Source organism: Sphingopyxis sp. (genome assembly GCF_041916015.1).
Taxonomy (GTDB): Bacteria; Pseudomonadota; Alphaproteobacteria; order Sphingomonadales; family Sphingomonadaceae; genus Sphingopyxis.
Genome location: NZ_JAYSAH010000087.1, coordinates 1 through 24,797 on the forward strand (window position 1 = coordinate 1; position 24,797 = coordinate 24,797).

Here is a 24,797-nt window from a genome sequence, read left to right on the forward strand (position 1 = left end):
TGAAATCCGTCCCGGCAATATTATCGAATATGAAGGCGGCATCTGGAAGGTCACCAAGATCCAGCACACCCAGCCGGGCAAGGGCGGCGCCTATATGCAGGTCGAAGCCAAGAATCTGATCGACGGGCGCAAGCTCAACAATCGTTTCCGCAGCGCCGACACGGTCGAAAAGGTCCGCCTCGACACCAAGGATTTCCAGTTCCTCTATGCCGAGGGCGACGATCTGGTGTTCATGGACAAGGACACGTTCGAGCAGATCAACATCTCGAAGGACGTCGTCGGCGAAGCGCACGAATTCCTGCAGGACGGCATGGAGGTCGTGCTCGAACTGTGGGAAGAGCGCCCGATCTCTGTCGAACTGCCCGAACAGATCGAAGCGACGATCGTCGAGGCTGACGCGGTGGTGAAGGGGCAGACCGCCTCGTCGTCGTACAAGCCCGCGATTCTCGACAATGGCGTCCGCGTGATGGTGCCGCCGCACATCACCAGCGGCACCCGCATCGTGGTCAACGTCTATGACCGCGAATATGTCCGCCGCGCGGATTAATGTATAAATCAACATCGAAAAGCATGCAGAAATCGAGAGGGGCAGACCTCTCGAGAAAATCGTTTGGTCTACGTAGAAACCCGACGAAAGAGTCGAAAGAAGCCCGTCGTTTCTGGTATCCAGTCATTCTCGATCAGGCACAGCGGGGAGCATCGACTCCGATTGGGAATGTTCCGGTGTGGCTTAGAGATGAAATAGCCGGATTCGGCATATTGAAGTGGCTCGACGTTTGGGCGTTCAATGCCAGCCCTCCCGTCAAGCGTAAGGCTCAGCGCTATCTGCAGACGAGCAGTAAGGAAAAGAAATAGTGGCCGTATCCGGCATCATCACCGTCATGGAACGGGCCGCGCGCAAGGCCGGCACGAAGCTGCGCCGCGACTTCGGCGAGATCGAGCATCTGCAGGTCTCGCAGAAGGGGCCCGCCGATTTCGTGTCGAAGGCCGATCAGGCTGCCGAACGCACCCTCTACGACGAACTGACCCACGCGCGTCCGGGCTGGGGCTTTCTGATGGAAGAAGCCGGCGAGATCGAGGGTGAACCCGGCAAGCCGCGCTTCATCATCGATCCGCTCGACGGCACCTCGAACTTTCTTCACGCGATCCCGCAGTTCGCGATCTCGATCGCGGTGCAGGAGCCGAAGCTCGGCGGCGGCTGGGGCGATGTCACCGCCGCGCTGATCTATCAGCCCGTCACCGACGAAAGCTACTGGGCCGAGCGCGGCCGCGGCGCGTGGCTCCACGACCGGCGCCTGCGCGTGGCGTCGCGCCGCCACCTCAACGAATGCCTGATCGCGACGGGCATCCCGTTCATGGGCCATGGCGACATGGCGCAGTGGAGCCGCATTTTTGGCGCGGTCGCTCCTGAAGTCGCTGGCATCCGCCGCTTCGGTGCCGCGAGCCTCGACCTCGCCTGGGTTGCGGCGGGGCGCTTCGACGGTTTCTGGGAAAGCGACCTCAAGATCTGGGACGTCGCCGCCGGTATGTTGCTGGTGCGCGAAGCCGGCGGCTTCGTCAGCGATTTCCGCGGCGGCGATCGTGCGATCGAACGCAGCGAATATATCGCGGGCAGCGGCGCGGTGCACTCGAAGTTGCAGAAACTGGTCGCGGGCGCGCTCCGCAACGCGTGATTCCAGGCGTCATCCCGGCCTGCGCCGGGATAACGCAGGATCGTCGGCCCTATTTCTCGAAAATAAACTCGCGGTAGCTGTCCATCAGCGAGGCCCAGGTGTTGAAGGTCTCGCCGACATTCTCGCGCGGAATGCCTGCGAAATCGACATCGACGTCCATCTCCAGCACTGGGTCGCCCTCATCGTCGCGATAGCCGCGGGCGAAGCGCTTGGACTTGTTCCATTCGTTGAGCCGATCGAGCGAAACCTCCTTGGCGTCATTGAATCCCATATAATATTGCAGCGTCTTGCAATTCTTGTGGTCGTCGCAGTTCATGAAGAGGACCAGGAACTTGAGGCCGTTGCGATTACTTTCGATATAGGGATCGGCATCGGCCTTGGTCACCAGGGTGGCCGGCCAGCCCTGCGACTCGACAATCGCCTTGATGGTCGCCGGATTCTTCGCATTGACCAGCTCGGCATGGGCCGGCGTAGCGGAAAGTGCGAGCGCGGCGCCCATCGCCAGTATCGTCCGGACGGAAAAAAATCGCATATCAGATCCCCAGTTCAAAGCGGGCGCGAGCGCCCCGAATGCCGACCCATGAAGGCGGCCTAACACAGCGATAGGCGATGCGGCCAGCCCTGCTTATGCTTTTGGTCACAACGGCGGTGAATTTCCTGTCCGCGGTGCTTGCGAGGCGCGGCGCACTGGCCTAAAGCGCCCGCAACAAGGGGTGGGAAAACACCTTAAAACAGACTGCGAGCTCCCATGGTCGATCTGACGCAATATCTGCCGATCCTGATCTTTCTGGTCATTGCCGTTGGCCTGTCCTCGGCCTTCGTCTTCCTGCCGATGGGCGTCGCGCGGCTGACCGGCGCGCACAAGCCCGATCCGGCGAAGCTCAGCGAATATGAGTGCGGCTTCCCGGCGTTCGAGGATGCGCGCAGCCAGTTCGACGTGCGCTTCTACCTTGTCGCCATCCTCTTCATTATCTTCGACCTCGAAGCGGCCTTTCTTTTTCCCTGGGCGGTGAGCCTCAAGGAAATCGGCTGGGCCGGCTGGGCGACAATGATGGTCTTCCTCGCCGAGCTGGCGCTCGGCCTCGTATACGCGTGGAAAAAAGGCGCGCTGGATTGGGAATGAACAGCTCGACGATCCTGACTCCCGGCCAGATGCCGGTCGCCCCGGGCACGAACCCCGAACTGATGCCTGTGGCGCCGGGGACAAGCCCCGACGCGGGCTTTTTCGACGACCTCAATGCCGAGGTCGGCGACAAGGGGTTCCTCGTCACCTCGACCGAGGATCTCTTCAACTGGGCGCGCACCGGCTCGCTCTGGTGGATGACCTTCGGGCTCGCTTGCTGCGCGGTCGAGATGATCCACGTCAACATGCCGCGCTATGACATGGAGCGTTTCGGCGTCGCGCCGCGCGCCTCTCCGCGCCAGTCGGACGTGATGATCGTCGCGGGGACGCTCTGCAACAAGATGGCCCCGGCGCTCCGCCGCGTCTACGATCAGATGTCAAACCCGAAGTACGTCATCTCGATGGGAAGCTGCGCCAATGGCGGCGGCTATTATCACTACAGCTATTCGGTGGTGCGCGGTTGCGACCGTATCGTGCCTGTGGACATCTATGTCCCCGGTTGCCCGCCGACCGCCGAGGCCCTGCTTTACGGTGTGATGCAGTTGCAGCGGAAAATCCGCCGCACGGGAACGATCGAACGCTGATGGCCAGTCCCGCTCCCCTGATCGCGCCGCGCGACGGCATCGGCCCCGCGCTGCACAAGCTGCTCGGCGAGGATTTGATCGAGCATGTCTTCGCCGTCGGCGAGGACAGCATCACCGTGCGCCGCGAGGCGATCGCCGGCGTGATGATCAGCCTTCGCGACAATCTCGATTATCAGCAGCTCATGGAAATCGCCGGGGTCGACTATCCCGACCGGCCTGAGCGTTTCGAGGTTGTCTACCACCTGCTCAGCGTGACGAAGAATCACCGCCTGCGCGTCCGCGTCTGCACCGACGAAGCGACGCCGGTGCCGAGCATCGTGCCCGTCTGGCCGGTCGCCGGCTGGCTCGAGCGCGAGGTGTTCGACATGTACGGCGTGCTGTTCGCGGGCAACCCCGACCTCCGCCGCATCCTGACCGATTACGGCTTTCAGGGCTTCCCGCAGCGCAAGGACTTCCCGCTGACCGGCTATATCGAGCTCCGGTACAGCGAAGAGGACAAGCGCGTCGTCTATGAGCCGGTGAAGCTGGCGCAGGATTTCCGCAGCTTCGATTTCCTCTCGCCCTGGGAAGGCGCCGACTATGTGCTGCCGGGCGACGAAAAGGCCGGCGGAACCGGCGAGGCGCCGGGCAAGGGCGCGCCGACCCCGATGACCGCGCAGCAGGTCAAGGTCGCCGACGACGAAGCCGCGAAAAAGGCGCCGCCGCCGACTCCGAAGACCACCGAAAAGACCGAGCAGACGGGCGCGGGCGCCAAGACCAATTTGAAGGCGGCGAAGACGAGCCGCGATGGCGCCAAAGCGACCGCTGCGGCCAAGGCGAAGACCCCGGCCACGAGGAAGGCCGAAAAGGCGCCCGCGAAGACGAAGGCTCCGGCCAAGCCGCGCGCACCGCGCAAGCCCAAAGCAGGAGGTGACGCATGACCGACGCTCCCCAAATGGCTTCCGGAGCGGTCAAGCACCACGGCAGCGACATGTTCGAGGGCTATCCGGTCGACACCGCCGATACCGCCGGCGATCAGGTCGTCACCAACTATACGATCAACTTCGGCCCGCAGCATCCCGCGGCGCACGGCGTGCTGCGCATGGTGATGGAGCTTGACGGCGAGATCATCGAGCGCGTCGATCCGCACGTCGGGCTGCTCCACCGCGGCACCGAAAAGCTGATCGAATACAAGACCTATCTGCAGGCTTTGCCCTATTTCGACCGGCTCGACTATTGCTCGCCGCTCGGCATGGAGCACAGCTATGTCCTCGCGATCGAGAAATTGCTCGACCTCGAGGTGCCGGCGCGCGCGCAATATCTGCGCACGCTCTTCGCCGAGCTGACGCGCATCTGCAACCATATGCTCAACATCGGGTCGCACGTCATGGACGTCGGTGCGATGACCCCGAACCTCTGGGTGTTCGAGCTCCGCGAGGATTGCCTCAATTTCTTCGAGCGCGCGAGCGGCGCGCGCATGCACAGCGCGTACTTTCGCCCGGGCGGCGTCCATCAGGACGTTCCCGAAAAGCTGCTCGTCGATATCGGCGAATGGTGCGAGACGCGCCTGCCGAAACTGTTCGGCGACGCGATGAGCCTTGTCATCGACAACCGCATCTTCAAGCAGCGCAACGTCGACATCGCGACGGTGAGCAAGGAAGACGCGCTGGCATGGGGCTTCTCGGGCCCGATGATCCGCGGCAGCGGCATTGCGTGGGATTTGCGCAAGTCGCAGCCTTATGACGCCTATGCTGCGATGGAATTCGACATTCCGGTCGGCACCCGCGGCGACTGCTACGACCGCTTCATGGTCCGCGTGCAGGAAGTCTATCAGTCGGCGCGCATCATCAAGCAGTGCCTGCGCGACATGCCCAGCGGTCCGATCGCCAGCCTCGACCGCAAGGTCGTCCCGCCGAAGCGCGGCGAGATGAAGCAGTCGATGGAATCGCTGATCCATCACTTTAAACTCTATACCGAGGGCTTCCACGTCCCCGCGGGCGAGGTTTACGTGGCGACCGAAAGCCCTAAGGGCGAATTCGGCGTCTATCTGGTCAGCGACGGCACCAACAAGCCGTATCGCTGCAAGATCCGCCCGACCGCGTTTTCGCACCTGCAGGCGATGGACATGATGTCGAAAGGCCACATGCTCGCCGACACCACCGCGATCATCGGCGCGATCGACGTCGTGTTCGGGGAGTGCGACCGGTGACGAAGCTGGAAATCGCCGAAACGATGATCGCGCATTACAATGCGCAGGACGCTGACGCCTATGTCGCGTTGATGACCGACGATGCGTCCGAGGCCGGTTATCGCGGCGCGGTCGTCCGCGACGGCAAGGAGGGCGTGCGCGCGGGGTTGCAGGCGATGTTCGCTGAATTTCCGCAGAATCGCGCCGAAATCCTGTCGGGCTATGCGCTCGGCGATTTTGCCGTGCTGCACGAAAAGGTGGCCCGTTCGCCGGATGCCGAGCCGTTCGAGGTTATGACCATCTATAGTTTTGAAGGCGACAAAGTGTCGCGTGTGGAGTTTGTCCGCTAATGGCTGACGCACCCCAAATCCCCGACGAAGCCGAAGTCCGCGCGCGCTGGGGCGCCTTTGCGTGGACTCCCGAGAATGCCGAACAGGCGAAGACCGTCATCGCGCGCTACCCAGCGGGGCGCCAGCGTTCGGCGGTGATGCCGCTGCTCGACCTCGCGCAGCGCCAGGTCGGTGCCGAGACGCAAACGCAGGGCTGGCTGCCCGTACCGGTGATCGAATATGTCGCTGCGCAACTCGATATGCCCTATATTCGCGCCTACGAGGTCGCGACCTTCTACACCATGTACAATCTCGCGCCGGTCGGCCGCTATCACGTGCAGGTTTGCGGCACGACGCCGTGCCTGCTGCGCGGGTCGGACGATGTGATGGCCGCGTGCAAGAATCGCGGTATGGTCAAGGGCAAGACCACCCCTGACGGCCTGTTCACACTGACCGAGGTCGAGTGCATGGGCACCTGCACCAACGCGCCGATGGTCCAGATCAACGACGATAATTACGAGGACCTTGACTACGACAGCACGGTCCGCCTGCTCGACGATCTTGCGGCGGGCAAACAGCCGAAGACCGGTCCCCAGAACCCAAAGCGTCACACGAGCGAGCCCGAAGGCGGCCCGACGACGCTGAAGGACATGGTAAAGGCCAATCACGATTACCGGAAGGACTGGTGATGAGCCAGAAGGACATCATCACGATCCTCGCGATCATCGGCGCGCTCGTCGTGCTCGGTTTCGTGCTGCGCGTGACCTTCGCGCTGATCGGCCCGCTGCTGATCATCGCGCTCGGCTACATCGCTTTTCGCATGTTTCAGAACAAGGGTGGGACACGCTGATGCTCGCCGACAAGGATCGCATCTTCACCAATCTCTACGGGTTCCAGCCATGGAATCTCAAGGCGGCGCAGGCGCGCGGCGATTGGGACAAGACCAAAGACCTGATGAAGCGCGGCCAGGACGCGATCATCGAGGAGATCAAGGCATCGGGCCTGCGCGGCCGCGGCGGCGCGGGCTTTCCGACGGGCCTCAAATGGTCGTTCATGCCGAAGGAGCCGCGCGCCGACCGCCCGAGCTTCCTCGTCATCAACGCCGACGAATCCGAACCGGGTTCGTGCAAGGATCGCGAGATCATCCGCCACGATCCGCATAAGCTGATCGAAGGCGCGCTGATCGCGGGCTTCGCGATGCGCGCGCGTGCCGCCTATATCTATATCCGCGGCGAGTTCATCCGCGAGGCTGAGACGCTCTTCGCCGCGGTGCAGGAGGCGTATGACGCCGGCCTGCTCGGCAAGAATGCCGCGAAGTCGGGATACGACTTCGACGTCTTCGTCCACCGCGGCGCCGGTGCCTATATCTGCGGCGAAGAAACCGCGATGATCGAAAGCCTCGAGGGCAAGAAGGGCCAGCCGCGCCTGAAACCGCCGTTCCCGGCGGGCGCGGGCCTCTATGGCTGTCCGACCACGGTGAACAATGTCGAGAGCATCGCGGTCGTCCCGACGATCCTGCGCCGCGGCGCGTCGTGGTTCGCGAGTTTCGGGCGCGAGAACAACAAGGGCACCAAGCTCTTCCAGATATCGGGCCATGTCGAGCGCCCGTGCGTCGTCGAGGAAGAGATGGGAATCCCGTTCCGCGACCTCATCGAAAAGCATTGCGGCGGCATCCGAGGCGGCTGGGACAATCTGCTCGCGGTGATCCCCGGCGGATCGTCGGTTCCGCTCGTCCCTGCGGCCGAGATCATGGATGCGCCGATGGATTTCGACGGGCTGAAGGCGCTCGGCTCAGGCCTCGGCACCGCCGCCGCGATCGTGATGGACAAGTCGACCGATGTCGTCCAGGCGATCAGTCGCATCAGCTATTTCTACAAGCACGAAAGCTGCGGCCAGTGCACGCCGTGCCGCGAGGGCACCGGCTGGATGTGGCGCGTGATGGAACGGTTGCGCACCGGCGACGCCGACATCAGCGAGATCGACACTTTGTTCGATGTGACCAAGCAGGTCGAAGGTCACACCATCTGCGCGCTCGGCGACGCGGCGGCATGGCCGATCCAGGGCCTGATCCGTCACTTCCGACCCGAACTGGAGCGCCGCATTCGCGAGAGCGGCGGAGTGATGGAGGCGGCTGAATGATCACGATGCGTCATACTTCGGTCCTTGCGGCAATGTTGATCGCGGCGATCGCAACGCCTGCGACTGCCAAGCCGAGCAGCGGCGGCATGCAGCCCGAGGCGCAGATCGGCACGCGCTTCCTCAAGAAGCCGACCGAGGTCAATCCGCGCGAGGCGGGGCTCGATCGCAAGAATTTCGGGCGTTGCATTTACGGCCGCATTCCCGACCGCGTCGACAAGCTGCTCGAGAACAGCGATCCCGAGGGCATCGAATATTATGCCGCCGACACGACGCCCGAACGCTTCTGGCAGACGATCGGCAAGGATAATTTCTGTGGCGGGTTGAACTCGGCGGCCTCCGATCATCGCCAGCTTACCATGTCGACCACGGCGTTTCGTTCGCTCATGCTCGAAGAAGCCTATCTCGCACGCTTCCAGCAGGCACCGGCGCTTCCGGCCGACGCGACCGAGGTGGCCAACCGCCGTTACATGACCGAAGGCGCGACCTCGGCGCGCGCGCTCGGCCAGTTCGCCGACTGTCTGGCGTTTCGCGATACCGCGGGCGCCGACGCGCTGTTGCGGACGATGCCGGGCAGTGATGAGGAAAAGGCGGCGGCGCGTGCGATGGCTCCGGCATTGGGCGCGTGTCTGGTGCGCGGGCAGACGCTGACGCTCAACACCGCGAACGTGCGGGCGTTCGCTGCGGATGGACTTTGGACCCGGTACGCCCGGGGAACCGGCCCGGTGCCGGTGCAAGCGAATTGAGAAGAAGGTAGGGCATGCCCAAAGTAACCGTAGATGGCGTAGAACTCGACGTCCCGCGGGGCGCGACCGTCCTACAGGCGTGCGAGCTGGCGGGGAAGGAAATCCCCCGTTTCTGCTACCACGAGCGTCTGTCGATCGCCGGCAATTGCCGCATGTGCCTCGTCGAGGTCGCGCCCGGTCCGCCGAAACCGCAGGCGTCGTGCGCGCTGCCCGCCGCCGAGGGACAGATCATCAAGACCGACAGCCCGATGGTGAAGAAGGCGCGCGAGGGGGTGATGGAGTTCCTCCTCATCAACCATCCGCTCGACTGCCCGATCTGCGATCAGGGCGGCGAATGCGATTTGCAGGACCAGTCGGTCGCTTATGGCCGCGGCGCCTCGCGCTATGACGAGAACAAGCGCGCCGTGACCGAGAAATATATGGGGCCGATCGTCAAGACGGTGATGACCCGCTGCATCCAGTGCACGCGCTGCGTCCGCTTTGCGGAGGAAGTAGCGGGCGTGGAAGATATCGGCGCGATTTATCGCGGCGAGAATATGCAGATCACGAGCTACCTCGAACGCGCCGTGAACAGCGAGCTTTCGGGCAACGTCGTCGATCTCTGCCCGGTCGGAGCGTTGACCAGCAAGCCCTATGCGTTCGAGGCGCGGCCTTGGGAACTGACCAAGACGCTCGGCATCGACATGATGGACGCGGTCGGCACCAATGTCCGCATCGACAGCCGCGGGCGGCAGGTGCTGCGCGTGCTGCCGCGCGTCAACGACGACGTGAACGAGGAATGGGCGAACGACAAGACGCGCCACCATGTCGATGGCCTGATCCGCCGCCGCCTCGACCGCCCGTTCGTGCGCAAGGGCGGTCAACTCGTCGAGGCGACATGGGCCGAGGCGTTCGACGCGATCAAGGCCGCGAAGGCGGGCTCGTCGGTCGCGGCGATCGCGGGCGACATGGCCGATTGCGAGACCATGTTCGCCGCGAAGACACTCGTCACCGCGCTCGGCGGGAATCTCTTCGAAGGGCGTCAGACCGGGCTCGACTATGACGTCACCAGCCTGTCGGCGGTCAATTTCAACACGGGGATCGCCGAAGCCGAGAATGCCGATGTGATCCTGCTCGTCGGGACGAACCTCCGCTGGGAAGCGCCGCTGATCAACACGCGCGTCCGCAAGGCGGTGTGGAAGAAGGGCGCCAAGGTCTTCGCGATCGGCCCCGAGGTCGATCTGACTTATAAGACCGAATGGCTCGGCGACGATGCCTCGCTCGTCGCGAAGCTGCCGGGGCATGTGACCGATGCGCTGAAGAGCGCCGAGCGGCCGATGCTGATCTTCGGCGGCGGCGCGCTGTCGGTTCCCGGGGTCCATGGCGCGGGCCTCGCGCTCGCGAAGAGCGTGAACGCGGTCAAGGACGGCTGGAACGGCTTCAACGTCGTGCATTTCTCGGCCGCGCGCATGGGCGCGCTGATGCTGGGTTACGGGCTGCCGGGCGGGATCAATGACGTGATCGCGGCTAAGCCCAAGCTCGCCTTCTTCCTCGGCGCCGACGAAGTCGATTTCACGGCGTTCGACAAGACGCTGAAGGTCTATGTCGGCCATCATGGCGACAAGGGCGCCCACGCCGCCGACGTCATCCTGCCCGCCGCGGCGTGGACCGAGAAGGATTTTACCACAGTTAACACCGAAGGCCGGGTCCAGCGCAGCGAGCGCGCGGTGTTCGCACCGGGCGACGCGCGCGAGGATTGGAGCATCTTCCGCGCGCTCGCCGACACGCTCGGCGTCAATGTGGGCTTCGACAGCTTCGCCGAATGCCGCGCCGCGATGATCGCGGCGGTGCCGGCGCTGGGCGTCGAAGGGCTCGCCGATTACGGCTGGACGGTTCCCAAACTGCCCGCGAAGCCCGAAGCGCGTGCGATCCCGTCGCCGATCAAGGATTTCTACCTGACCAACGCCATCTGCCGCGCATCGCCGACGATGCAGCGCTGCTCGGAAGAGCTGATTCACGGCGTCGAGTTTGCGGAGGCCGCGGAATGACCGAGTTTTTCCAGGGGCTCGGCCTCAGCTACGAATGGGCGTGGGGTATCGCCACGATCTGCGGCATCCTCCTCATCGCGCTACCGCTGATGCTCGCGGTCGCGATGATCATCTATGCCGACCGCAAGATCTGGGCGGCGATGGCGCTGCGCCGCGGGCCGAACGTCGTCGGTCCCTTCGGTCTGCTCCAGAGCTTCGCCGACGGGCTCAAGGTTTTCCTCCAGGAAACGATCATCCCGTCGAGCGCCAACCGCGGCCTGTTCCTGATCGCGCCGATCATCACCTTCATGGTGGCGCTGATGGCGTGGGCGGTGATCCCGTTCAATTCGGGCGCGGTGCTCGCCGACATCAACGTCGGGCTGCTCTACATCCTCGCGATCTCGTCGCTCGGCGTGTACGGTGTGATCCTGTCGGGCTGGTCGTCGAACTCCAAATATCCCTTCTTTTCGGCGCTCCGCGCGTCGGCGCAGATGATCTCTTATGAAGTCTCGATCGGGTTCATCCTGATCGGCGTCGTGCTGTGGGCCGACAGCTTCAATCTGAACGAGATCGTCAAGGCGCAACAGGGGCACGGGCTCGGCATCGTCAACGCCTTCGGCTTCAACCTGCTGCTCTTCCCGCTTGCGGTGATGTTCCTGATCTCCGCGCTCGCCGAAACCGCGCGTGCCCCGTTCGATCTGACCGAGGCTGAAAGCGAGCTCGTCGCGGGTTATCAGACCGAATATTCGTCGATGAGCTTCGCGCTCTTCTGGCTCGGCGAATATGCCAACGTCCTGCTGATGTGCACGCTCAACGCGGTACTCTTCTGGGGCGGCTGGCTGCCGCCGATCGACTGGGCGCCGCTCTATGCCGTCCCCGGCATCATCTGGCTGTTCGCGAAGATCCTGTTCTTCTTCTTCGTCTTCAGCTGGGTGAAGGCGACGGTCCCGCGCTACCGCTATGACCAGCTTATGCGGCTGGGCTGGAAGATATTCCTGCCGATCTCGCTGATCTGGGTCTTCCTGATCTCCGGCTACCTGATGCTGACGAGGTATGGGGCATGATCGGGACGCTGCTCATCTTGGGAGCCGCGCAGGCGGCGGGAAATATGTCTCCGGTGCCTGTGCCGACGATTGATGCAAGGCAGTTCGTTGACTCGGCCGAGCGGCAAACGTTGCCGGCCTATGACATCAACTGTACGCTTTGGGACGACCGCGCTCAAAGGAGTTCTTTGATTTTACGCCAATCCGGTGGACGCGGCGTGGCCGGGACGAAAAAGGAACTGGCGACGCTGCCCGCTTGGCGCCAGTTCGTGCGTACTCCGGTGCGAATTGATGTTGTTCGAGACGACAGTAAGATATTCTCGCTCCCATCGAACGTCATCCAAGACCCGAATGTTACCTTGCGCTGGGATTCCGGTGACGGTCAGTTGGCTAGCCTACGTCAGGGCGACAAAGGCTGGGTTGCGTTCGAAATATTGGGTGAAGCTAGTAGCGAAAAGGCCGGCAAGCGACAGGTTGCGGTTGTATTCAAGAAATCTGCCCCACCGGCATGGAAGTATACGCCTTCATCCGTTGGATTTTGTTCCATTGATGAGCAGCCGCAATCGCCGCTGTCGGATGTGGAAATAACTGAGTACCGAACCCAATGAGCACCATCGCCCATCTCGTAAAAAGCTTCACGCTTTGGGAATTCGTGAAGGCGCATGCCCTCACGCTCAAATATTTCTTCAAGCCCAAGGCGACGATCAACTATCCGTTCGAGAAGAACCCGCTGTCGCCACGTTTTCGTGGCGAGCATGCGCTGCGTCGCTATCCGAACGGCGAGGAACGCTGCATCGCGTGCAAGCTCTGCGAAGCAGTGTGCCCGGCGCAGGCGATCACGATCGAGGCCGAGCCGCGCGACGACGGGTCGCGCCGCACGACGCGCTACGACATCGACATGACGAAATGCATCTATTGCGGCTTCTGCCAGGAAGCCTGCCCGGTCGATGCGATCGTCGAGGGGCCGAACTTCGAATTCGCGACCGAAACGCGCGAGGAACTGCTCTATGACAAGGCCAAGCTGCTCGCCAACGGCGACAAATGGGAGCGCGCGATCGCGGCGAATCTTGCCGCCGACGCGCCCTATCGATAAGGGCGCGCGCATATGATTCAGGTCATCGCCTTCTGGCTCTTCGCGACACTCGTCATCGCCTCTGCGGTCATGGTGATTTTCTCGCGTAACCCGGTCCACAGCGTCATGTGGCTGATCCTCGCCTTCTTCAATGCGGCGGGACTGATGCTGCTCGTAGGCGCCGAATTTATCGCGATGCTGCTCGTCATCGTCTATGTTGGCGCGGTCGCGGTGCTGTTCCTGTTCGTCGTGATGATGCTCAACATTGATTTCGCCGAATTGCGCAGCGGTTTCGTGCGCTATATGCCGTTGGGGGCTCTGGTCGCGATTATCCTTGCGGCCGAGCTGATCTTCGCGCTCGGTGCCTGGAAGGCGGGCGGTGTCGATCTTGCTGCGCGCGCTGCACCGGCAGCGGCCGATACCAGCAATATCCAGCAGATCGGCGAGCTTCTCTACACGCGCTACATCTTCCTGTTCGAGGCGGCGGGCATCGTCCTCCTCGTCGCGATGATCGGCGCGATCGTGCTGACGCATCGCCAGCGCGGCGGGGTCCGCGCGCAGAATATCGCGCAGCAGGTGCGCCGCCGTCCCGAGGACGCGACGCGCCTTGTCGATCCGGGCGTCGGGCAGGGGATGGAATTGTGATTTCGGTCGGCCATTATCTCGCCGTTTCGGCGGTGCTCTTCACGCTCGGCGTGCTCGGCATCTTCATCAACCGCAAGAATATCATCGTCATCCTGATGGCGATCGAGCTCATCCTGCTCGCGGTGAACATCAACCTCGTCGCGTTCAGCGCGGCGCTCGGCGATCTTGTCGGACAGGTGTTCTCGATGTTCGTGCTGACGGTGGCCGCGGGCGAAGCCGCCATCGGCCTCGCCATTCTCGTTATCTATTTCCGCGGCCGCGGCACCATTGCCGTCGACGATGCCAACCGGATGAAGGGGTAAGCCGGTGATCCAGGCGATCGTTTTCCTGCCGCTGCTCGCGGCAATCGTCGCAGGCCTCGGCCAGCGCGTCATCGGCAATGTGCCGTCGAAGATCATCACCACGGGCGCGCTGTTCCTGAGCTGTGCCCTGAGCTGGCCGATCTTCCTGTCGTTCGTCGCGGGGACGGGCGAAGCGGGCGTGACGCCGGTGCTGCACTGGGTTTCGTCGGGCGCGCTCCAGTTCAACTGGGAGCTGCGCGTCGATACGCTGACCGCGGTGATGCTCGTCGTGATCACGACGGTGTCGGCGCTCGTCCACCTCTATAGCTGGGGCTATATGAGCGAGGACCCGGACCAGCCGCGCTTCTTCGCCTATCTGTCGCTCTTTACCTTCGCGATGCTGATGCTCGTGACCGCGAACAATCTGGTTCAGATGTTCTTCGGTTGGGAAGGCGTCGGTCTCGCGTCGTATCTGCTGATCGGTTTCTGGTACAAGAAGCCGAGCGCCAATGCCGCCGCGATCAAGGCATTTGTCGTCAACCGCGTCGGCGATCTGGGTTTCATGCTCGGCATCTTCGGCACCTTCCTGGTGTTCGGCACCGTCTCGATCCCCGAGATTCTGGCCGCCGCACCGGGCATGGCCGGATCGACGATCGGATTCCTCGGCCACCGTTTCGACACGATGACCGTGCTGTGCCTGCTGCTGTTCATCGGCGCGATGGGCAAATCGGCGCAGCTCGGGCTCCACACCTGGCTTCCCGACGCGATGGAGGGCCCGACCCCGGTGTCGGCGCTGATCCACGCCGCGACGATGGTCACCGCGGGCGTCTTCATGGTCTGCCGCCTGTCGCCGATGTTCGAGGCCGCGCCGGTCGCGGCGGGCGTCGTCACCTTCGTCGGCGCTGCGACCTGCTTCTTTGCCGCAACGGTCGGCACGACGCAGTGGGACATCAAGCGCGTCATCGCCTATTCGACCTGTTCGCAGCTCGGCTATATGTTCTTCGCCGCGGGCGTCGGCGCCTATGGTGCGGCGATGTTCCACCTGTTCACGCACGCCTTCTTCAAGGCCCTGCTGTTCCTCGGCGCCGGCTCGGTGATCCATGCGATGCACCACGAGCAGGACATGCGCTATTATGGCGGCCTTCGGAAGCACATCCCGCTCACTTACTGGGCGATGATGATGGGGACGCTGGCAATCACCGGCGTCGGGATCGCGGGCGTCGCGGGTTTCGCGGGCTTCTATTCCAAGGACGGCATCCTCGAGGCGGCGTTCGCTTCGGGCGGCGGCGGACAGGTGGCCTTCTGGGTCGGCATCTTCGCCGCGCTGCTGACGAGCTTCTATTCGTGGCGCCTGGTCTTCCTGACCTTCTACGGCAAGCCGCGCTGGGAGCAGAGCGAGCATATCCAGCACGCGGTGCATGACGATCATGGCCATGGCCACGACGATCATGCCCATGCGCATCACCATGATCCGCACGGCGACGGCACCGCGGGTTACCACCCGCACGAAAGCCCGCTGAACATGCTGATCCCGCTCGGCGTGCTGTCGCTCGGCGCGGTGTTCGCGGGCATCCTCTTCCACCACCAGTTCATCGATCCCGAGGGCGGGCTCGCTTTCTGGAAGGGCAGCCTGGCGTTCGACGAGCATCTGATGCACGAGGCGCATCTCGTGCCCTGGTGGGTGAAGTGGGCGCCGTTTACGGTGATGGCGATCGGCCTGTTCCTCGCGTGGAACAGCTATATCCGCAACACCAGCCTGCCAGCGAAGATCGTGGCGCAGTTCAAGCTGCTGCACCAGTTCCTGTACAACAAATGGTATTTCGACGAGCTCTACAACGTCCTCTTCGTGAAGCCCGCCTTCGCGATCGGCCGCTTCTTCTGGAAGCGCGGGGATGAAGGCACCATCGACCGTTTCGGACCCGATGGCGTCGCGGCGCTCGTGCAAGGGGGGACCCGGCTCGCGGTCCGGCTGCAATCGGGTTATGTTTATGGATATGCGTTCGTGATGCTGCTGGGTCTCGTCGGCCTCGCCAGCTGGGCCATGGTGAAGTTCCTGTGAGCGGGCTTCCCATTCTTTCGCTGATGCTGGCGGTCCCCGCGGCCGGCGCTATCGCCTGCGTCTTCGCCAACGACCGCAGCGCGCGGATGATCGCGCTCGTCGCGACGCTGTTCGACTTCGCACTCGGCTGTCTGCTGTGGGCGAATTTCGACATCGGCGGTGCGCAATGGCAGTTCGTCGAGTCCGCGCCGCTGTTCGGCCGTTTCAACTATGCGCTCGGCATCGATGGCATGGCGCTGATGCTGATCCTGCTCAGCGTCTTCCTGATGCCGCTCTGTATCCTCGCGAGCTGGGAGTCGGTGACGAAGCGCGTCGGACTCTACATGGCGATGTTCCTTGTCATGGAAGTCGTTATGCTCGGCGTCTTTATGGCGCAGGATCTGCTGCTCTTCTACATCTTCTTCGAGGCCGGCCTGATCCCGATGTATTTCATCATCGGCATCTGGGGCGGGCAGAACCGCATCTATGCGGCGTTCAAATTCTTCCTCTACACGTTGCTCGGCTCGGTGCTGATGCTGATCGCGATGATCGCGATGATCCGCGAAGCGGGGACGACCGATATTCCCACGCTGCTCGTCTATAATTTCCCGCCGGAAATGCAGACCTGGCTGTGGCTCGCCTTCTTCGCCAGCCTCGCGGTCAAGATGCCGATGTGGCCGGTCCATACCTGGCTGCCCGACGCGCACGTGCAGGCACCGACCGCAGGCTCGATGATCCTGGCGGGCGTGCTGCTCAAGATGGGGTCCTACGGCTTCATCCGTTTCATGATGCCAATGTTCCCCGATGCCTCCGCGCAGCTCATGTGGCTGGTCTTCGGCCTCTCGATGGTCGCGGTTGTCTACACCAGCCTCGTCGCGCTGGTGCAGAGCGACATGAAGAAGCTGATCGCCTATTCTTCGGTCGCGCACATGGCGATCGTGACGGCGGGCCTGTTCGCCTTCAACCAGCAGGGGATAGAGGGTGCGCTGATCGTCATGCTCAGCCACGGCGTCGTCTCGGCCGCGCTCTTCTTCTGCGTCGGCGTGATTTATGACCGGCTGCACACGCGCGAGATCAGCCGTTACGGCGGGCTCGCGGTGAACATGCCGGCCTATGCGCTGTTCTTCATGCTCTTCACCATGGCCTCGATCGGCCTGCCGGGCACCAGCGGCTTCGTCGGCGAGTTCCTGAGCCTTGCCGGCATCTACGAGGCGTCGAGTTGGGTCGCGCTCGTCTGCACGACGGGCATCATCCTCGGCGCGGCCTATATGCTCTATCTCTATCGCCGCGTCGTGTTCGGCGATCTCACCAAGGACGATGTGAAGGCCATGCCCGACCTTAAGCCCCGTGAATGGGCGATCTTCGTGCCGCTGGCCGCGGTCGCGCTGTGGATGGGCGTCTATCCCGAAAGCTTCCTCGCGCCGATGCGCGGCGACGTGACGACGGTGGTCGCGCGGCTGGCTCCCGCCAAGCCCGCGGGTGACGCGCACCTCAAGGCCGGCAAGCCAAAGGCGGCCGCTCCGGCGCATGGAGACGCCAAAGGCGAAGCGCATCATGCGGGAGGCGTCCAATGACCGCCGATCTCGCTCTCATCTGGCCCGAACTGATCCTGACGATCGGCGGGCTGATCACGCTGATGCTCGGCACCTTCCTCGGCGACCGGAATGTCGGCGCCTACCAGCTCGCCGCGATGCTGACCCTTGCCGGTGCCGCCGCAGCGGTGCTCGCGCTGTTCGGCGTCCAGACGACGGTCTTTTCGGGCACGTTGTCGGTCGATGGCTTCGGCGGCTTTGCGAAGCTGCTCCTCTATGCCGCGAGCTTCGTCTGCGTGCTGATCGCGCCGCGCTTCTTCAAGGACGGGATGCGCGCCGAATATCCGGCGCTGATCCTGTTCGCCGCGCTCGGCATGGGGATCATGGCCTCGGCGCGCGACCTGATGACGCTCTATGTCGGGCTCGAACTCAACAGCCTCGCCTCGTACGTCCTCGCCAGCTTCATGCGCAGCGACGAGCGGTCGAGCGAAGCGGGCCTCAAATATTTCGTCCTCGGCGCGCTCGCCTCGGGCATCCTGCTCTATGGCATTTCGCTGCTCTACGGCTTCACCGGAACGACCGATTTCGCCGGCATCGCGCAGGCGGTCGGCGGCGAACTCAACATCGGGATCATCTTCGGCATCGTCTTCGTGATCGCGGGCCTCGCATTCAAGATCAGCGCCGTGCCGTTCCACATGTGGACCCCCGACGTCTATGAAGGCGCGCCCACGCCGGTGACGACCTTCTTCGCCACCGCGCCGAAGGTTGCGGCGATGGCGCTGATGACCCGCGTCGTGATCGGCGCGATGGGGCCCGCGATCGGCGCCTGGCAGCAGATCATCATCTTCCTCGCGCTCGCCTCGATCATCCTCGGCGCGGTCGGCGCGATAGGACAGAAGAATATCAAGCGCCTGCTTGCCTATTCGTCGATCAACAATGTCGGCTATATGCTGATCGGCCTCGCCGCGGGAACGCAGCAGGGGGTCGAGGGCGTGCTGACCTATCTGCTCGTCTATGTCGTGACGACGATCGGCAGCTTCCTCGTCGTGATGCAACTGCGCGACGATCGGGGCAACCAGATCGAGAGCATTCCGGCGCTCGCGGGCTATTCGCAGCGCCGTCCCGGCCTTGCTGCGGCGATGGCGGTGTTCCTGTTCAGCCTCGCCGGCATCCCGCCGCTCTTCGGCTTCTGGCCGAAGTATCTGGTGTTCGAGGCCGCGGTGAACGCGAACCTCGTGCCGCTGGCGGTCGCGGGCATCGTCGCCTCGGTGATCGGCGCCTTCTATTATATCGCGATCATCAAGACGATGTACTTCGATGAGAAGTCGGAAACCGAATTCCCGAAGGGCACCGGCACCGTAGTCGAGGATGCGGTGATCACCGCGAGCGCACTATGGCTTTCGGTCATCGGCTATCTCTTCATCGGCGTGCTGGCGGCGCTGTCCGCCAGCGCCGCGGCGGTGCTGTTCTGATCCCGCTGATCGAGCGGACCCAGCAGACAGGTTCGACCAACGCCGACCTGCTGGCGCGGCTGGCGGGCGGCGAGCATGTCGGTGAGGGGCATTGGCTCGTCGCGGACCGGCAGACCGCCGGGCGCGGGCGGCTCGGGCGTCCGTGGGGTGATGGGCTCGGCAATTTCATGGGCTCGACCGTCGTGCGCCTGACCGCGAGCGATCCGTCGCCGGCGACGCTCGCGCTCGTCGTGGCGGTCGCGCTGGCGAAGGTGGTGAAAATCTTCGCGCCGTCGGTGCCGCTCGAACTCAAATGGCCGAATGATCTGCTCGTCGATGGTGCCAAATGCTCGGGCATATTGCTCGAACGCAGCGGCGACAGCGTCGTGATCGGCATCGGGGTCAACCTGGTGTCGGCACCCGAATTGCCCGACCGCAAGACCTTCTGCTTCGCCGACGGCGGGTTCGCGATCGACCGCGACCGCTTTGCCGAGGCGCTGGCGGTCGCCTTGACCGATGCACTCTGGACCTGGCGGCAGGAGGGCGTCGAGAGCATCGTTCGGGCCTGGCTGCCGCTCGGTCATCCCGTGGGAACGCCGCTTCGCGTGTCGGAGCAAGGAATCGACGGGACGTTCGACGGTCTTGCTCCCGATGGCGCGCTGCGCTTGCGCCGCGCCGATGGCGAGACCATGCTGATTCACGCAGGCGATATCGAACTGCGCCGGCCCGTGGAGGGGAATGGATAATGCTGCTCGCGGTCGATGTCGGCAACACCAACGCCAAATTCGCGCTGTTCAAGGGCGACGAGCTCCTCGCGCGCTGGCGCATCGCGACCGATGATCGGCGCACCTGCGATGAATATGCGGTGTGGCTCGATCAGCTCCTGCGGATCGAGGGATATGAACGCGCCGACGTCGATGCGGTGATCGTCTCGACTGTCGTGCCGCGCGCGCTGCACAATCTGCAACTGCTCGCGGTTCGGTATTTCGGCGTCGATGCGCTGGTCGCCGGGCGCGAGCCGGTGAGCTGGGGCATCGCGCTCAAGGTCGACGAGCCGCAGTCGGTCGGCGCCGACCGCGCCGTCAACGCCATCTCCGCGCAGGCGGTCGAGCCCGGCAGGGACAAGCTCGTCATCAGCTTCGGCACCGCGACGACGCTCGACCATATCGGGCCCGACGGCGCCTATCTCGGCGGGATCATCGCGCCGGGGGTCAATCTGTCGCTCGAAGCGCTCGTCGCTGCAGCCGCGAAGCTCCCGCGCATCGCGATCGAGGCTCCGCCGACCGCCAGCGTCATCGGCCGCACCACCGAAAGCCAGATGCTGATCGGCGTCTATTGGGGCTATGTCTCGATGATGGAGGGCCTGATCGCGCGCATGAAGGCCGAAATCGGCAAGCCACTCACCGTGATCGCGACCGGCGGCCTCGCCACGCTTTTTCAGGAGCAGGCGCACCTGTTCGACCGCATCGAACCCGACCTGACGCTGAACGGCTTGATGCACCTCTATAATCAAAGGAACACGGGCGCATGACGACTCCCGGCAAGGAACTGGTCTTTCTCGCGCTCGGCGGGTCGGGCGAGATCGGCATGAACGCCAATCTTTACGGCTGCGACGGCAAATGGATCATGCTCGACCTCGGCGTGACCTTCGGCAGCTATGACTATCCGGGCATCGACATCGTCATGCCCGATCTCGAATTCATCGAGGACCGCAAGAAGGATCTGCTCGGTATCGTGCTCACCCACGGGCATGAAGATCATATCGGCGCGATTCCGTACCTGGCGGCGGAACTGGGCGTGCCGCTCTACGCCAATCATTTCACCGCGGGGCTGATCGCGCACAAGCTCGCTGAAGAGGGGCTGGAGAAGGAGGTCGAGGTCCGGCGGGTCGACATCGACGGGCATTTCCAGCTTGGTCCCTTCGGCATCCGCCTGATGCCGCTCGCGCATTCTATCCTCGAAATGAGCGCGGCGGTGATCGACACGCCCTATGGACGCGTCTTCCATACCGGCGACTGGAAACTCGACGACGATCCGATCCTCGGTACGCCGTCGAGCGCCGCAGCGCTGACCGCGGTCGGCGACGAAGGCGTCGATTTCCTTGTCTGCGATTCCACCAACGCCTTCAATGCGCAGGCATCGGGCAGCGAGGGCAGCGTTCGCGACGGGCTGCTCGAAGCGGTCGGCGCGGCGAAGGGGAGGGTCGTCGTCACCACCTTCGCCTCGAACGCAGCGCGGCTCGCGACCTTGGGCGCGGTCGCGAAGGCGACGGGGCGCACCCTGTGCGTCGCGGGGCGCTCGCTCGACCGCATCCTCGGCGTCGCCCGCTCGGTCGGCTATCTGAAGGACTTTCCGCCGACCGTCGATTTCGACGAGGCGATGCGCCTGCCGCGGAACGAGGTGATGGTAATCGCGACGGGCGGGCAGGGCGAACCGCGCGCTGCGCTCGCGCGGATGGCAGCCGATGTCCACCAGATCAAGCTCGAGGCTGGCGATACGGTCGTCTTCTCGTCGAAGCAGATTCCGGGTAATGAGGTCGCGATCGGGCGGATCATGAACCAGCTCGCGGCGAAGGACGTGCTGACCGTCACCGAGAAACAGGCGCATATCCATGTCAGCGGCCATCCGGGACAGCCCGAGCTCGCGGCGCTCTATGGCTGGTTGCGCCCCAAGACGGTTGTGCCGGTGCACGGCGAGATTCGCCATATGCACGAACAGGCGCGCTTCGCGCTCGAAACGGGCGTGCCGGGCGCGCTGGTACAGGAAAATGGCGACCTCGTCCGTCTCTCGCCCGGCGGCGCGCGGATCGTCGAGAGGGTGCGCTCGGGCCGCCTGATCCTCGACGGCGACGTGATCCTCCCCGCCGATGGCGAGACGATCAACGAGCGCCGCAAATTGTCGCTGCATGGCCAGATTTCGGTCGCGGTGGTGCTGTCGGACGGCAGATTCGAGGGCAGCGCGATCCAGTATCGCGGCGTGCCGGTCGAGGATGATCGCGAGACGTTCCTTGAGGAAATGAACGAGGCCGCCGAACAGGCGGTGACCGGCCCGGCGCGCGACCGCGATGCGCTGAAAGAAGCGATCCGCCTCGCCGTCCGCCGCGTCGCGACCGACTGGACGGGCAAGAAGCCGATCACCGACGTGCTGATCGTGGATATCTGAGCGATGAAATGGACCTCTGCCCTCGCGATCTACACGCTTTTCTGGTGCTTCAGTGCTTTCTTCGTGCTGCCTTTTCACGGCCGCCGCGCGGAGGATGACGAAACGCCGCTGGTGGCGGGGCAGGAGCCTGGCGCACCCGCACGCTTCCGCCCTGGACGCATCCTGTTGCAGATGACGATCGCCGCGACCGTTTGCTTCGTGCTTTACTACGTCGCTTATGTGCAGGGCTGGGCCGACCCCGACGTGTTGAGCGGGCGGGCCTGATAAATAGCCATCGCCCCCGCGAAGGCGGGGGCCGCTGGAAGTTTACGCAGCTACGAAGGAATAGGCCGGCAGCGCCCCCCGCCTTTGCGGGGTTGACGGCTATTGTCGATCGAAAACTGTCCCGTCAGAAACCCGATCACCCCCGCAGGCGGTCGATCGCCTGCGCCAGTGCGACATAGAGCTTGCCGATATCCGACGACAGCAAGGTGACGCTGATCGCCGACCCGTCGCGGGCGCCGATCAGCAGGCGCAGCATCGCTTCGAAATCGTGGATGAACTGGTTCACCGAGGCGTGGAAGCCGTCGTCGTTCTGATAGAGGCGCAGGATTTCCTTGGCCTCGCTATTCTCGACCAGCTTGACCGCACGGCGCGAAAAGACGCCGCGGTCGCCCTTCAGATAGGCATCCCATGCGGTGTCGCTGACCTCACTCGACAATATCTTGGTCATGTCGATCGCGGTCGATTTGAGCGCTTCGGTGAGCACGCCGACCTGCTTGGCCAGCGAATCGCGGTCGGACGCGGCTATCGCCTGTTCGGCCTCCAGCGCGCGCTGCTCGACGCTGGCGCTGGTATCCATGATCGTGATGAGCTGGCGCATCAGCCGGTCGGCGGCGCCGTTTGCCGCTTCGACCGCGCGCTGCGAAGCTTCCTCGATCGCGGCGAGCTGCGCCATGATCTCGGTCTTGAATGCCGCGTCGATCGCCCCGGTCGCGGTCGCCTGCATCGTCTCGCGCGCGCTGGCGACCAGCTTTTCGAGCGTCTGACGTGCTTCCTCCGCCGCAGTGTCAGCGGTGACGCGCACCTCGCCGAGCGTTGCGATCATCCGCGCGCCGCCCTGTTCGGCGAACTCGTCGGCACCGCTCCGCAGCCGCGCCAGCGCGGCATCGGCATCGGCGAGCGAAGCGTTGATGCGCTCGGCGAGCGCCTGCTGGCTTTCGGCATGCGAGGCCATCTTGTCTTCGTTCGTCTGCAGCGTCGATTTGACGGCGTTAACGTGCGACAGCGTCGATTGCGCGACGAGCTCGGACGCTTCGAGCATCGGCTTCATCTGCGCGAGCGCGGTCTGCGTCGTTTTGCCGTGCGACGTCATGCGGTCCAACGCGTGCGGAAGCGTTTCGTCGAGCTCGCGCGTCACCGCATCGAGCGCGAGCAGCAGCGATTCGGCCTGCGTGATCAGCTGATGCGTCGAGCCGTTGCCGCTCTGCACCTCGGCCATGAAGGCGGCGAGCTGACCCTTGGTGTCGTCTATCGCGCGGCCGATGACGCCGGTGCTTGCGGACACGCTGACGTCGAGAATTTCGAGCTGCCCGGCGACGTCGGTCACATGGTTCCTGATCCGCGAAGCCAGCATTTCGCTCGCATCGCCATGCGCGGCGATCTGCGCGCCCATCGCATCGCCCGCCTCGCGCGCCGCAGCGAGTCGCGCATCGAGCTGCGCGGCGGCGGCATCGACGCTGTCGCGGAACTCCCGCCAACTCCCGTCCATCTGCCCGGTGACCGTGGCGATCGTCGTTTTGAGATCGTCGCGCGCGGTCGCAGACGCTTGCGTCATCTGTGCGAGCGCGAGGCCGTGAGCTTCGGCGGTTTGTGCTGAGACTGCGGTGAGGCTCGCTTCGGCCTCTCGCGCCTGCTGCTGCAACGCGCCGATCGCCTCGCCAAGGCTGACTGCAGAGGCGGTGCCGGTTTGCGCCGCCTTGCCGGCTTCTTCGGACAGCGCCGCGAGCTTGGCTTCCAGATTGGCGCCCTGCTGGTGCGCGACGAGTCCGGCTTCGCGGAAATTGACCGCGAGCCGCTGCGCGACGTCGTCGATTCGCGGCAGTCCCGCGAGCAGCCCGTCCATCCGCTGCATCGCGACGTCGCCCGACCGCGCGAGCTGATCATGCGCGTTGGCGATGATCGACGCGTTGGTCGCAAGCTTGTCGCTGCTTTCGCCGAGCCGCGTGACGGTATCGAGCCCGAGCTGTTGAACCGTGCGCGCCTGTTCCGCCAGTTGGCGCTGGGCGTCGGCGAGATGGTCGGCGAGCGCGCGCATCGACTGGTTGAGCGCGGCATTCTCGTCGCGCAGCGCGCCTGCGACGCGTGCGAAGCGCGCTTGTTCCGAGCGGCTCGACCGCAGCAGCGCCATCCACAGGACCGCGAGCAATGTCAGCGGCATCGCGATCGTCGCGACCAGCGCCGGCCAATCGGCGAAAGCGGGCGCGCGCACGAAGCCTTTCGTTACGGCAAACGAGGCGAAAACCGTCCAGCCGAGGCCGAGCAGGAGCAGCCCGGCAGGGAGGAGGCGGTCGCGGGTGCCGGGCACTGCCGCGTTGTCGTCCCAATCATCTTCTTCGGTTCCGGCGAGCGCCGACATATCGAGCCAATCCCGCTCGGGCGGTGCGGCGGCTTCCGGCTGCGGCGCGGCTTCGGGCGCGGTGACATCTGCCGGCGCGGCGCCCATGGCATCTTCCGTTTCCGGCTTTGCCGCGGAATCCCGCCACAATCCGACGATCTTCTTTTCCCCCGTCATCCCGCCATCTTAGCATCAAATGGCCGCCATGAAACG

26 protein-coding genes are annotated in these 24,797 nt (G+C 64.1%); 24 read left to right on the plus strand and 2 right to left on the minus strand.

Features of this window, described 5'->3' with window-relative positions; genetic code table 11:
- Both efp and ACE3SL_RS13020 read left to right on the plus strand, forming a co-directional pair.
- Positions 1-547: elongation factor P (gene efp / locus ACE3SL_RS13015; protein ID WP_374526166.1), on the plus strand; the 547-nt coding region annotated here is incomplete at its 5' end.
- Positions 548-851: 304 nt separating this feature from the next.
- Positions 852-1,673, plus strand: coding sequence for an inositol monophosphatase (locus tag ACE3SL_RS13020; RefSeq protein ID WP_374526192.1), 822 nt, complete (start codon positions 852-854; stop codon positions 1,671-1,673).
- Positions 1,674-1,722: 49 nt separating this feature from the next.
- Here the strand turns inward: ACE3SL_RS13020 and ACE3SL_RS13025 are convergent, their stop codons facing one another.
- Complete coding sequence (locus tag ACE3SL_RS13025; RefSeq protein ID WP_374526167.1) at positions 1,723-2,205, minus strand: YbjN domain-containing protein; 483 nt, start codon at positions 2,203-2,205, stop codon at positions 1,723-1,725.
- Between the two features lie 216 nt (positions 2,206-2,421).
- On the opposite strand from ACE3SL_RS13025, the gene ACE3SL_RS13030 reads away from it, so the two are divergent.
- Genes ACE3SL_RS13030 through ACE3SL_RS13135 form a run of 22 tightly spaced genes read left to right on the plus strand, consistent with a single transcriptional unit; the run spans position 2,422 to position 22,252 of the window.
- Positions 2,422-2,796 (plus strand): NADH-quinone oxidoreductase subunit A, encoded by a 375-nt coding sequence (locus tag ACE3SL_RS13030; RefSeq protein ID WP_374526168.1) that lies wholly within the window; start codon positions 2,422-2,424, stop codon positions 2,794-2,796.
- Positions 2,797-2,825: 29 nt separating this feature from the next.
- Positions 2,826-3,380, plus strand: coding sequence for an NADH-quinone oxidoreductase subunit B family protein (locus ACE3SL_RS13035; protein WP_374526193.1), 555 nt, complete (start codon positions 2,826-2,828; stop codon positions 3,378-3,380).
- The gene (locus tag ACE3SL_RS13040) at positions 3,380-4,300 is read left to right on the plus strand and encodes an NADH-quinone oxidoreductase subunit C (protein ID WP_374526169.1); all 921 of its coding nucleotides are present in this window, start codon (positions 3,380-3,382) and stop codon (positions 4,298-4,300) included. Before ACE3SL_RS13035 ends, ACE3SL_RS13040 begins: the two co-directional genes overlap by 1 nt.
- Before the next feature lie 50 nt (positions 4,301-4,350).
- Positions 4,351-5,568, plus strand: coding sequence for an NADH-quinone oxidoreductase subunit D (locus ACE3SL_RS13045; RefSeq protein ID WP_374526194.1), 1,218 nt, complete (start codon positions 4,351-4,353; stop codon positions 5,566-5,568).
- Positions 5,565-5,897: a nuclear transport factor 2 family protein gene (locus ACE3SL_RS13050; protein WP_374526170.1), complete on the plus strand. Its 333-nt coding sequence runs from the start codon at positions 5,565-5,567 to the stop codon at positions 5,895-5,897. The genes ACE3SL_RS13045 and ACE3SL_RS13050 overlap by 4 nt, the downstream gene beginning before the upstream one ends.
- Entirely contained in the window at positions 5,897-6,565 is a 669-nt protein-coding gene (locus ACE3SL_RS13055; RefSeq protein ID WP_374526171.1) for an NAD(P)H-dependent oxidoreductase subunit E, read from the plus strand. The genes ACE3SL_RS13050 and ACE3SL_RS13055 overlap by 1 nt, the downstream gene beginning before the upstream one ends.
- Positions 6,565-6,726: a hypothetical protein gene (locus ACE3SL_RS13060; protein WP_374526172.1), complete on the plus strand. Its 162-nt coding sequence runs from the start codon at positions 6,565-6,567 to the stop codon at positions 6,724-6,726. Before ACE3SL_RS13055 ends, ACE3SL_RS13060 begins: the two co-directional genes overlap by 1 nt.
- On the plus strand, positions 6,726-8,015 hold the full coding sequence (gene nuoF / locus ACE3SL_RS13065) for an NADH-quinone oxidoreductase subunit NuoF (protein ID WP_374526173.1): 1,290 nt from the start codon (positions 6,726-6,728) through the stop codon (positions 8,013-8,015). The genes ACE3SL_RS13060 and nuoF overlap by 1 nt, the downstream gene beginning before the upstream one ends.
- The gene (locus tag ACE3SL_RS13070) at positions 8,012-8,758 is read left to right on the plus strand and encodes a hypothetical protein (protein ID WP_374526174.1); all 747 of its coding nucleotides are present in this window, start codon (positions 8,012-8,014) and stop codon (positions 8,756-8,758) included. Before nuoF ends, ACE3SL_RS13070 begins: the two co-directional genes overlap by 4 nt.
- A 14-nt stretch (positions 8,759-8,772) precedes the next feature.
- Positions 8,773-10,785, plus strand: a complete 2,013-nt coding sequence (gene nuoG, locus ACE3SL_RS13075) for an NADH-quinone oxidoreductase subunit NuoG (RefSeq protein WP_374526175.1) — start codon at positions 8,773-8,775, stop codon at positions 10,783-10,785.
- The gene (gene nuoH, locus ACE3SL_RS13080; RefSeq protein ID WP_374526176.1) at positions 10,782-11,828 is read left to right on the plus strand and encodes an NADH-quinone oxidoreductase subunit NuoH; all 1,047 of its coding nucleotides are present in this window, start codon (positions 10,782-10,784) and stop codon (positions 11,826-11,828) included. The genes nuoG and nuoH overlap by 4 nt, the downstream gene beginning before the upstream one ends.
- A complete protein-coding gene (locus ACE3SL_RS13085; RefSeq protein WP_374526177.1) occupies positions 11,825-12,415 on the plus strand; it encodes a hypothetical protein in 591 nt (196 codons plus the stop codon). The genes nuoH and ACE3SL_RS13085 overlap by 4 nt, the downstream gene beginning before the upstream one ends.
- A complete protein-coding gene (nuoI, locus tag ACE3SL_RS13090; RefSeq protein ID WP_204992745.1) occupies positions 12,412-12,900 on the plus strand; it encodes an NADH-quinone oxidoreductase subunit NuoI in 489 nt (162 codons plus the stop codon). Before ACE3SL_RS13085 ends, nuoI begins: the two co-directional genes overlap by 4 nt.
- Positions 12,901-12,912: 12 nt before the next feature.
- A complete protein-coding gene (locus ACE3SL_RS13095; protein ID WP_374526178.1) occupies positions 12,913-13,524 on the plus strand; it encodes an NADH-quinone oxidoreductase subunit J in 612 nt (203 codons plus the stop codon).
- Positions 13,521-13,826 (plus strand): NADH-quinone oxidoreductase subunit NuoK, encoded by a 306-nt coding sequence (nuoK, locus tag ACE3SL_RS13100; RefSeq protein WP_003051614.1) that lies wholly within the window; start codon positions 13,521-13,523, stop codon positions 13,824-13,826. The genes ACE3SL_RS13095 and nuoK overlap by 4 nt, the downstream gene beginning before the upstream one ends.
- A gap of 4 nt (positions 13,827-13,830) precedes the next feature.
- Entirely contained in the window at positions 13,831-15,864 is a 2,034-nt protein-coding gene (gene nuoL, locus ACE3SL_RS13105) for an NADH-quinone oxidoreductase subunit L (protein WP_374526179.1), read from the plus strand.
- The gene (locus ACE3SL_RS13110; RefSeq protein WP_374526180.1) at positions 15,861-17,417 is read left to right on the plus strand and encodes an NADH-quinone oxidoreductase subunit M; all 1,557 of its coding nucleotides are present in this window, start codon (positions 15,861-15,863) and stop codon (positions 17,415-17,417) included. Before nuoL ends, ACE3SL_RS13110 begins: the two co-directional genes overlap by 4 nt.
- Entirely contained in the window at positions 17,414-18,847 is a 1,434-nt protein-coding gene (gene nuoN / locus ACE3SL_RS13115; RefSeq protein ID WP_374526181.1) for an NADH-quinone oxidoreductase subunit NuoN, read from the plus strand. Before ACE3SL_RS13110 ends, nuoN begins: the two co-directional genes overlap by 4 nt.
- Positions 18,769-19,572 (plus strand): biotin--[acetyl-CoA-carboxylase] ligase, encoded by an 804-nt coding sequence (locus tag ACE3SL_RS13120; protein WP_374526182.1) that lies wholly within the window; start codon positions 18,769-18,771, stop codon positions 19,570-19,572. Before nuoN ends, ACE3SL_RS13120 begins: the two co-directional genes overlap by 79 nt.
- Positions 19,572-20,357 carry a type III pantothenate kinase gene (locus ACE3SL_RS13125; protein WP_374526183.1) on the plus strand — a complete coding sequence of 262 codons (786 nt, stop codon included), beginning with the start codon at positions 19,572-19,574 and terminating at the stop codon, positions 20,355-20,357. Before ACE3SL_RS13120 ends, ACE3SL_RS13125 begins: the two co-directional genes overlap by 1 nt.
- A complete protein-coding gene (locus ACE3SL_RS13130) occupies positions 20,354-21,988 on the plus strand; it encodes a ribonuclease J (RefSeq protein WP_374526184.1) in 1,635 nt (544 codons plus the stop codon). The genes ACE3SL_RS13125 and ACE3SL_RS13130 overlap by 4 nt, the downstream gene beginning before the upstream one ends.
- 3 nt (positions 21,989-21,991) lie before the next feature.
- Entirely contained in the window at positions 21,992-22,252 is a 261-nt protein-coding gene (locus ACE3SL_RS13135) for a DUF1467 family protein (protein WP_374526185.1), read from the plus strand.
- Between the two features lie 136 nt (positions 22,253-22,388).
- Here ACE3SL_RS13135 and ACE3SL_RS13140 read toward each other — a convergent pair whose 3' ends face one another.
- Complete coding sequence (locus tag ACE3SL_RS13140) at positions 22,389-24,692, minus strand: hypothetical protein (protein WP_374526186.1); 2,304 nt, start codon at positions 24,690-24,692, stop codon at positions 22,389-22,391.
- Positions 24,693-24,797: the final 105 nt, after the last annotated feature.